Below are 9,179 nucleotides of genomic sequence, written 5' to 3' on the forward strand. Positions count from 1 at the left end.
GCCTCCATCTTCTGCGCCTGGCGAAGCTGGTCGGCCAGGCGCATGCGTTCCGTCACGTCGCGGCTGGCGGCCAGCACGTGCGGCATCCCCCGGTAGTGCACCAGCGAGCCCGACGCCTCCAGCCAGCGCCAGCCGCCGTCCGGGGCGGCATGGCGATAGGTGGTCAGCGTCCGTTCCCCTTCCAGCGAGCGGCGCACCGCATCCTGCACGGCGGGAAGGTCGTCCGGATGCACGCCCGCGAACGGCTCGCCGGGTACCCCGCCCAAAATGCGCAGGGCCGAGGGGCTGATGTACGCCCGGCGGCCATCCACGTCGTGAAGGGTGATCAGGTCGCTGGTGTTCTCGGCCAGCACCCGGTGCAGCTCCTCGCTGTCGCGCAGCGCCGCGCTGGCCTTGGCCAGCTGCTCCGTCCGCGTCTGCACGCGCCGCTCGAGCTCGGCGTTCAGCCGCTGGATCTCGGCCTTGGCGGCGACGAGCTCCATCGATTCCATCATCTCCCACTCGCCGAACCGCCGGGCGATGGTGAAATCGTGGGTGGCCGCGAGGTCGAAGATTTCGCTTCCCGTGCATCCGCTCAGCGGATAGGTGCAGAGCAGGAGCAGCCGCTTCCCGGCGAGCTCCTGGTCGATCAGCTCTTCGAACGCGGCGAACGCCTCGCGCGTGCTGCGGGTGAGCCAGGCCTCGTCGGCGTGCACCCGCAGCCCCGCGTGGCCCCGCGCCAGCGCGCGCTCCACCCGGGCCAGCAGGCCGGCGATCACGCGGTCGGCGTCGAAGCCGCCGTGGTGAAGGAACACGTCCTCGCAGGAGACGATCTGCAGCGCGCCGGTGTTCATGTGCACGTCCACGCCGGGAAGCGCCTGCTTCAGCGCTTCCCTGGCCGTCTCGACGTCTTCGGACGTCACCCACACGCACTGCTCGTCATCTTCCAGCCCCGCCCGAAAGTACGGAACGGCGATGTCGAGCATGTCGGAGCGCGTTTCGTAGAAGCTGCAGAAGTGCGTACCCCACGGCATGTCGCCGATCGCGTGGATGCCGGACCTCCGGGGCACCTCGTCCGTGGCGGATTCCGCGACCTGCTCCGTCGGTGTCATCGAGCTCCCCATCGGCTGGCGATCGTGGGCCTGCCAGAATCGCTGCATGTTGTAGACCGATTGGGAGCAGTTCGCGAAGAGCGTCGGGTGCCGGTTCGCGGATGCTCCCGCTCCGCCATTCTACGCGCGTTCCCCCGGCACGGTGCTCTCCGCGGCGGACCCGCGGCTCTCTGGCCGCGGGTCCGGCGCAGGGACATCTTTGTTGCTGTTTCCGTCCACCCTCGCCGCTTCCGGACGTCCATGACCCCGCTCGCGCGACTGCTCGTCCTCGCCCTGGCCGCGCTGCTGGCCGGCTGCGCCACGGTCCCCGCTCCCCCGCCGGAGCGCGCGGTGACGGTGCTGGTCTACAACATCCACGCGGGCAAGGATACCGCCGAGGGCGAGAACCTGCCGCGCGTCGCGGAACTGGTTCGCGGCACGGGGGCGGACCTGGTGCTGCTCCAGGAGGTGGACCGCAACACGCAGCGGTCCGGCCCCGTCGACCAGCCGGCCGTGCTGGCGCGGCTCACCGGTTACTCGGTGGCGTTCGGGCGCACGATCGGCTTCCAGGGGGGTGACTACGGGGTGGCCCTGCTTTCCCGCTGGCCCATTCGGCGAGACACGCTGGTCCCCCTGCTGGTCACGGCCCCGCCGGGGCGCACGACGGGAAATCGGGAGCAGCGAGGGGTGCTGGTGGCGGTGGTGGATGCGCCGGGCGGGCCGATCACCGTGCTCAACACGCACCTGGACCACACGGGCGACGACGTCTGGCGGATGCAGGAGATCGCCACCGTGCTGCAGGTTTCTCGGACGGGGGTGGAGCCCGGGATCCCGGTGCTGATCGGCGGAGACCTGAATGCGCGCCCGGAGAGCGCGGTGCACGAGCAGCTGCGCGGGGCGGGGTTCCGCGATGCATGGGAGGGATGCGGGGAAGGGGATGCGATGACCTTTCCCGCCAGCGCGCCGGATCGCAGGATCGACTACCTCTACGTCAACGGCGCCATCCGCTGCGAGAGCGCGCAGGTGCTGGCCAGCGACACGTCGGATCACCGGCCGCTCGTCTTCCGGCTGCGGCTGCGCTGATCCGGCGTCCGCCGGAGGCGTGGCGGCCGACGCGACCGGTCGACGGATTCACAGGTAGCTGAACCACCACTCCGTCCGCCGCTGCTTGACCCCCGCGTACCAGCGGCAGAGCGGATAGGTGAGCGCCACGCCGGCGGCCCAGGCCAGGTAGGTGACGCCCAGCCCGAACCCGGCGCCGGGCTGCGGCGGCGTGCCGCCGGGAAACCCGAACAGGTGCGCCGTGGGCCTGCCGGCCGCCAGCGACAGCCCCAGCCCCATGGCGTGCGCCACGAACCACTGCAGCACGTAGAAGAAGAGGGGAACGCGGCCGAACGTCACCAGTACCCGGCCGACGCGGCCGCGGGGCACGCGCTCCAGCCACGCCAGCGCGAGCAGCGCCGGCCCCAGCGTCATCAGCACGAAAAGCAGCGACGGCGGATACTTGTTCGTGTTCAGGAAGGAGAGGACGGTGAACGCCGCGTCCTTCTGCGCGGTGAACGGGGACGGATTGCCGTACACGTTCGTGGCGCGCAGCAGCACGAATCCCACGACCATCGCCAGCCCGAGCCGGGCGAGAAAGCGCTGCCGCCGCGCCGGCTCCCACCCGTACACGCCACCGAGTGCGTACCCCGCCAGCATCACGCCCAGCCAGGGGAGCAGGGGATACGCAACCAGCGCCGGCGCGCCGAACAGCAGGATGAAGCCGGGCTGGTGAAGCACCATCCACAGCGTGCCGAGCGCATCGGGGCCCGGCGTGCCCGGGCCGCCCCAGCCCTGCACCACGATGGGATCCGCCAGGTTGTGCAGCGCGATGATCGCCACGCCCACCGCGCCGGCCGCCGCGACGGGCAGGTGGACGAACGCGGCGAGCACGATCATCGAAACGCCGATCGCGCAGATCACCTGCAGCATCCCCGGGAACGCGCCGTAGTCCAGGTCGAACGCGATCCCCAGGCGCACGATGGTGAACTCGAGCACCACCAGCCAGAAACCGCGCGAGATCAGAAACCGGGAAAGCTCCGCCTTCGACTTTCCGCGCCGCAGCTGCAGCGCCACGCTCGTCCCCGCCAGCAGGACGAAGATGGGCGCGCAGAAGTGCGTCACCCAGCGGGTGAAGAAGAGCGCGACGGTGGTGCGGTCCAGGTTCGCCGCGTCGAACAGCGGCGCGTCGCGGTGAACGAACTCGCGCGTATGGTCCAGCAGCATCAGCACCATCACCAGCCCGCGCAGCACGTCCAGCGCATCCACCCGCTTCTTTGGGAGGGCGACGGGTCCGTGCGCCGGATCGGCGGAGGGCGGGGCCGAAGCGCGGGTGGTCTGCATGATGAACCAGGTGTGGCGGGGGATGATGATGCGCGGCTACGATCCGCTCACTGCCGTAGCGCGGGTTGTAAGTCCCTGCGCTTGCAGCCAGAAGTAGAACACGTCTACCCAGTGGTCGCTGCTCGTCCCCTGCTTGCGCGTGCCGAAGCCGTGGCCGCCCGTGGCGAACACGTGCACCTCGGGCTGAATGCCCGCGGCGAGAAGGGCATCGTGAAAGCGGACCACGCGCCCTCGCGACACGCGGTCGTCCTGCGCCCACGCGAGGAAGGTGGGCGGCAGCCGGGCGGGGATCGCGGGGATCACGCCCAGCGGACCCCCGTAGATCATCGCCGCGAAGCTGGGGCGCGCCGCGCTGTCCGCCTGCAGCAGCGCCCCGCTGGTGACCATCGCCCCGGCGGAAAAGCCGATCATCCCCACGCGGTCGGGAGCGATTCCCCACTCGGACGCGTGCCGCCGCACCACGCGCAGCGCCTGGATTCCATCCGCGATGCCGTATCGCCCCGCGGTGTCCATGTCCATCTGCGGAATGCCCTCGCCCTTCTGCTCCACCGTGCGGTACTTGAGCACGAACGCGGCGATCCCCCGCTGCTGGAGCCAGCGCGCCAGGTCCGCACCCTCCAGGCTGACGGTGAGCGCGATGAACGCGCCGCCCGGCGCGATGATTACCGCCGTCCCCGTCGCATTCGAGGAGTCCGGAAGGAACGCCGTCAGGGTGGGGGTAACCACGTTCTGGATCACCGTGCCGACCGGCGTATCCTCGTACACCTTTTCCTGGTGCGTCCAGTTTTCCGAGCCGGGCGCGACGCCGGGCCAGAGGTTCACCACCTGCGCGTGCGCCTCACCCAGCGTGAGGAGAACGGCCGCCGCGCTGATCAAGATCGTCCTGAACATGATCTTCCTTCGATGTGTGGCTTTGGGGATGCGGAGCAGGGCCGCCGGTTACGCCTGTGCGCCCGCTCCGGAACCGCTGGAGAGCGCGGGAAGGTAGCGCTCGCGGAGGATGGCGCCGTGGTGAAGCTCGTGCCCGGCGATGATCCACGCCAGTGCGCGCACCGAGCATTCCGCGCCGCTGGCGATCCCGCGGCGGGCGAGCGCTTCGGCGGACAGCGGGCGGAACAGCGCGATCGTGGCGAGGCGCACGTGCTCCAACTCGTCCGCCAGGTCCGCGAGAGTGCGGGCGTCGGACTCCGCGCCCGCGACGAACTGGTCCTGGTCCATCGACGGCAGCGGTGCCGCGTCGCCCCGCGCGAAGTGGAGCGCGCGATACGCCATCACCCGCTCCGTGTCTATCACGTGCCCCAGGACCTGGCGGATGCTCCACTTCCCGGGAAGATATCGATATCCGCCATCCGCCTCGTCCATGCCTCGCATCCAAGCCAGCGTGCCGGCCAGCTGGGCTCTGAGTGTGAGTAGCACGTCGCCGTGAGGGACGAGGTCCACGTAGCGGCTGAAATAAGGGGGATGCTCGGATGCATCGGGGCGCGAAATCATGGGCGGCGTGCGGGTGGGGGTGCTTGCATCCAACGGTTGCTGCTTTCATAATAGGCGAGAACGGTCCGGCGGGAAGAGCCGTTATCCATGTATCGGCAGGACCAATATTGGAGAGGGCGGCGTGCCGAAGAAGCCCGGCGGAGTGGGACTGGAGGTGCTGGAGCTTCAGCGGGACGGTCCGCCGCTCAACCTGCAGATCTACCGCTCCCTTCGTGGCGCAATCCTCGCCCGCCGCCTGGCGCCAGGGGTGCGACTCCCGTCCACGCGGTCGCTCGCCGCGGACCTGGCGGTGTCGCGAAACACGGTGGAAGAGGCGTTCTCGCGCCTCCGCGCCGAGGGGTTCATCGAGCGGCGCACGGGCGACGGCACCTACGTCGCCATCATCGACCGGGTGCTGCAGCCCGAACCGTCGGCACGGGCTGCGTCTCCCTCCGCGACACGGCGTCTCGCCGCCCGGGCCGGAGTCTTCAACCCGTCGTCGTTTTCGGCGGACCCTAGCGTGCCGCGCGCGTTCTCCGGCGGATCGGCCGCGGTGGAAGCCTTTCCGCTGGACATCTGGCGCGGACTCGTTTCCCGCGGGATGCGGCGGCTGGGGCGGCGCAGCCTTGGCTACGGCGATCCGGCGGGATACGGGCCGCTGCGCGAGGCGATCGCATCGTACGTGGCCACGTCGCGTGGCGTGATGTGCGCGCAGGACCAGGTGATCGTCCTCACCAGCTCGCAGCAGGCGCTGGACGTGGCCATCCGCGTGCTTACGGATCCCGGCGACGCAGTGTGGCTGGAAGAGCCGGGCTATCCCGGGGCGCGGGCCGCGTTCACCCTCAACGGCGCGCGCATCGTTCCGGTGCCGGTGGATGGCGACGGGCTGCAGGTGAGCGAGGGCGTGCGTGCCGCCCCCGACGCGCGGCTGGCCTACGTGACGCCCTCGCACCAGTATCCGCTGGGCGTAACGATGAGCCTGGAACGGCGGCTGGAGCTGCTGGACTGGGCACGGGGGGCCGGCGCCTGGATCATCGAGGACGACTACGACGGCGAGTTCCGCTTCGACGGACGCTCCCCGGCGGCAATCCAGGGGATCGATCAGGACGCGCGGGTGGTCTACACGGGCACCTTCAGCAAGGTGCTGTTTCCGTCCATCCGCCTGGCCTACGCCGTCGTTCCCGCGGACCTGGTGGCGCCCTTCACCATTGCTCGCGGGCTGCTGGATGGGCACACGGCGCTCCTTCACCAGGTGGCACTGGCGGAGTTCTTTGCCGAGGGGCACTTCGGCGTGCACGTCCGCCGGCTGCGCGGCCTGTACCGGGAGCGGCGGGACGTGCTGGTGGATGAGGTGAACCGCACGCTGGCGGGAAGGATGCACCTCGGTCCCGCCGATGGCGGGATGCATGTGGTGGGATACCTGGCGGATACGGCAGACGACGTCCTCGCGACCGCCCGTGCCGCGGAGCAAGGCGTGGACGTGCACCCGCTCGCCCGCTACTACATCGGCCCTCCCGCGGCGCGCGGCCTGGTGCTCGGCTACGGCGCGCTCGCCCCGGACGCCATCCGCGCCGGCGTGCAGGCGCTCGCCCGATGCCTGTGACGGCGGCTCACGAGAATGAACGCGACCTGACCCCCTGACGAACTGGATATCGAGATGAGACGTACGATCGCGGTGGCCGCACTCTGCCTCGGTGGCGCCTGCACCACGACCGCGCAGGTCGTCCCTGGGCCGGCCCCGGCCGCGCCCATCCCCGCGCAGTCGACGCCCGCTCCCGTGCAGGGTGGGGCCGGTCCGCTCAGCATCGGTGAGACGTTCACCATGCCGTCCGCCGCGCTGAACGAGACGCGGCGCATCAACGTGTATCTGCCCCCCGGATACGCGGAAGCCGCGACGCAGCGCTTTCCCGTGCTCTACATGCCGGACGGCGGGATGGCGGAAGATTTTCTGCACGTGGCGGGGCTGGTGCAGGTGGGCGTCGGCAACGGGACGATGCGCCCGTTCATCCTGGTGGGCATCGAGAACACCCAGCGGCGCCGCGACATGACCGGACCGACCACCGTGGAGGCGGACAGGCGGATCGCGCCGCGCGTCGGCGGCTCGGCGGCGTTCCGCACGTTCATCCGAACCGAACTGATGCCGCGCATCCGCGAGCGCTACCGGACCACCGCCGAGACGGCGATCGTGGGCGAATCGCTGGCCGGCCTGTTCGTGATGGAAACCTTCCTGCTGGAACCGGGCCTATTCGACACCTACATCGCCTTCGATCCTAGCCTGTGGTGGAACGGCCAGGCGCTGGTGCGCGGCGCGGGCGAGCGCCTTGGCGCGCAGCCGCTCGCCGGCAAGACCGTGTACCTCGCCAGCAGCGGGGATGGCGGGCTGGAGGAGGCCATCGGCCCGTTGGCGGCGGACCTCCGGGCCAGCGAAGCACGCGGACTGCGCTGGTTCTACGAGCACATGCCAGAGGAGAAGCACGCCACGATCTATCACCCCGCGGCGCTGCGAGCCTTCCGCACCGTGTTCAAGCCGGCCCCGGCGCCGTAGCCGTAAGCGGAAGGTCCAGTGTGCTGGCGCCGGCCGGGCTGGGGCGACTGAAGTCGCGGCAACAAGGGCCCGAAGTCCGCCTTCGCGGACTGCTCGCGTATTCGAGCGCGCGAGGCATGCCGAAGCGCGATCGAATTCTCCCCTCTCCCGCTTGCGGGAGAGGGGCCGGGGGTGAGGGCAGCCGAGGCATGCGCCGGCGCAATTCGAAACGCCCTGGCGTCGCGGCCTCTGCCCGGGTGACCGCTGCCGCGCCCAGGCTGGTACGTGCCCAATGTTAGATCCTTCGCCCCGCGACGCACGGTGTGCGGGCCGGCACCGTGCGCCTGGGGCTCAGGATGACAGGGTTGGTCGCCCGCCGCAGGCTCCAGGTACGCACCGGGCTGGCTCCCTTCCCCCGCGGGGTTTGCGGGGGAAGGGCTGGGGATGGGGGGCGCCCGCCGCATGCAAACGACCCAGCCTCATCTGGTATGAAGTTCTCCCCTCTCCGCATGCGCAGCATGCGGAGAGGGGTCGGGGGAGGAGCCACCCGCGGCATGCGAGGCAGCCAGAGGTGTGACGCCACGAACGAAACGCCGCCGCTCGGGAAAGAGCGGCGGCGTATTCGTGTTCCTGGATTCCGGCGTCGATGCAGCTTAACCGGGCATCAGCAGCGGATCGCCGGGACCGGACAGGCGCGGCGCGGGCGGGGCGCCCAGGAGCGTCTTCGCGCGGACGGCGATCGCCTCCATCTGCCCTTCGCGCTCCTGCGCCCACCCCGGCAGGCGAAGCGCGTTCCAGGCCAGCGCGCCGCCGCCCATCATCGAAAGCATCACCGGTCCCAGCATCTCCCCCGCCAGTGCGCCGGTGAGGTAGAGCACCACAAGGGTGACGAGCGCCATCACCAGGCTGACGGCGCCCATGCGGTTGAGCGCCAGCCCCTGGGCCTTGGTGGTGGACAGCCGCAGCCGGTAGCCCTTGGGCGTGGGCTCCACGAACGCGTTCAGGTTGCCGTTCGTCCACTCGCGCACTTCGCCGCGCGAGCCCGCGCGGCCCCTGGCGCCAAAGGTCTCGCGGAGGTCGGCGACCAGCATCTCCCACTCGCGGTCCGTGGGTGCGCGCGGCAGGTCTACGGTGCGGCCCACCGCGATCGGCATCCCCAATTCGCTGCGGCGCAGCGCGCCTCGCCGCAGCTCCACCGCCGCGGCCGCCTGGGCCACGCGCTCCGGCGCCAGCCCCACCTCGCCGCCGATGGACTGCAGTTCCGCCAGCGTGAACCCGTTCACCGGTGCCAGCCCGGTGCCGCCGGCCTCGTGACGGGCCTCGGCCGCGATGCGGAAGATCTCCGCGACCTCTTCCTCGCCGTACGTTCGCTCGTCGGGCATGTTCTCAGTCTGGGGCGGGTGTACCGTCACGGCCGTGCGTGGCCTCCGCATCAGGGGGGCCGCGCGGGAGTCATCAAACCGGCGCGCAGGGTCGGCCTCCTGCCTGTACGAGCCGAGCGCGGAAGAAGATTCCGCGTGGGGTGATCCGCGGCCACTTTCCTGCAGGTGTCCCGCGCGATCCGGTGATACCACCTCTTCACGCCGTGTGCAGGCCGGCCGACTTGACCGACATCCAATCCGCCCCTCCCACATCCCAGGTGAGGGGCGCCGCGCGGGGGATCGTGCGGGCGCTGGTCCGCTTCGTTCGCGCCCGCTGGCAGCGCCTTCTCACGCTGTTCGCGTTGGTGG

The 9,179-nt window shown here is 70.6% G+C and carries 8 protein-coding genes; 3 read left to right on the plus strand and 5 right to left on the minus strand.

The window, feature by feature from the left end:
• The coding region (locus VIB55_RS06455; protein WP_331875848.1) for an MEDS domain-containing protein at nt 1–1,139 on the minus strand (1,139 nt) is incomplete at its 3' end.
• Between the two features lie 192 nt (nt 1,140–1,331).
• Between VIB55_RS06455 and VIB55_RS06460 the strand changes: the two genes are divergently transcribed.
• Nucleotides 1,332–2,153, plus strand: a complete 822-nt coding sequence (locus tag VIB55_RS06460; protein WP_331875849.1) for an endonuclease/exonuclease/phosphatase family protein — start codon at nt 1,332–1,334, stop codon at nt 2,151–2,153.
• 48 nt (nt 2,154–2,201) lie between these two features.
• Here VIB55_RS06460 and VIB55_RS06465 read toward each other — a convergent pair whose 3' ends face one another.
• The 3 genes from VIB55_RS06465 to VIB55_RS06475 are packed head-to-tail and all read right to left on the minus strand — an operon-like array spanning nt 2,202 to nt 4,946.
• Nucleotides 2,202–3,455 carry a DUF1624 domain-containing protein gene (locus VIB55_RS06465; RefSeq protein WP_331875850.1) on the minus strand — a complete coding sequence of 418 codons (1,254 nt, stop codon included), beginning with the start codon at nt 3,453–3,455 and terminating at the stop codon, nt 2,202–2,204.
• Nucleotides 3,456–3,491: 36 nt separating this feature from the next.
• Nucleotides 3,492–4,346 (minus strand): alpha/beta hydrolase, encoded by an 855-nt coding sequence (locus tag VIB55_RS06470; RefSeq protein WP_331875851.1) that lies wholly within the window; start codon nt 4,344–4,346, stop codon nt 3,492–3,494.
• 48 nt (nt 4,347–4,394) lie between these two features.
• A complete protein-coding gene (locus VIB55_RS06475; protein ID WP_331875852.1) occupies nt 4,395–4,946 on the minus strand; it encodes a DinB family protein in 552 nt (183 codons plus the stop codon).
• A gap of 121 nt (nt 4,947–5,067) precedes the next feature.
• Here VIB55_RS06475 and VIB55_RS06480 point away from each other — a divergent pair, with 121 nt between their 5' ends.
• Complete coding sequence (locus VIB55_RS06480) at nt 5,068–6,528, plus strand: PLP-dependent aminotransferase family protein (RefSeq protein WP_331875853.1); 1,461 nt, start codon at nt 5,068–5,070, stop codon at nt 6,526–6,528.
• Nucleotides 6,529–6,582: 54 nt separating this feature from the next.
• A complete protein-coding gene (locus tag VIB55_RS06485; protein ID WP_331875854.1) occupies nt 6,583–7,470 on the plus strand; it encodes an alpha/beta hydrolase in 888 nt (295 codons plus the stop codon).
• A 632-nt stretch (nt 7,471–8,102) separates the two neighbouring features.
• On the opposite strand, the gene VIB55_RS06490 is transcribed toward VIB55_RS06485, so the two are convergent.
• The gene (locus VIB55_RS06490) at nt 8,103–8,831 is read right to left on the minus strand and encodes a hypothetical protein (RefSeq protein WP_331875855.1); all 729 of its coding nucleotides are present in this window, start codon (nt 8,829–8,831) and stop codon (nt 8,103–8,105) included.
• Nucleotides 8,832–9,179 lie beyond the last annotated feature (348 nt).

This window comes from Longimicrobium sp., from assembly GCF_036554565.1.
Lineage (GTDB): Bacteria > Gemmatimonadota > Gemmatimonadetes > Longimicrobiales > Longimicrobiaceae > Longimicrobium.

Excerpts from the sequence above, each read along its gene's own strand:
- VIB55_RS06460 (WP_331875849.1), top strand. The coding sequence starts at position 1,332 with ATGACCCCGCTCGCGCGACTGCTCGTCCTCGCCCTGGCCGCGCTGCTG.
- VIB55_RS06465 (WP_331875850.1), bottom strand. The coding sequence starts at position 3,455 with ATGCAGACCACCCGCGCTTCGGCCCCGCCCTCCGCCGATCCGGCGCAC.
- VIB55_RS06470 (WP_331875851.1), bottom strand. The coding sequence starts at position 4,346 with ATGTTCAGGACGATCTTGATCAGCGCGGCGGCCGTTCTCCTCACGCTG.
- VIB55_RS06475 (WP_331875852.1), bottom strand. The coding sequence starts at position 4,946 with ATGATTTCGCGCCCCGATGCATCCGAGCATCCCCCTTATTTCAGCCGC.
- VIB55_RS06485 (WP_331875854.1), top strand. The coding sequence starts at position 6,583 with ATGAGACGTACGATCGCGGTGGCCGCACTCTGCCTCGGTGGCGCCTGC.
- VIB55_RS06490 (WP_331875855.1), bottom strand. The coding sequence starts at position 8,831 with ATGCCCGACGAGCGAACGTACGGCGAGGAAGAGGTCGCGGAGATCTTC.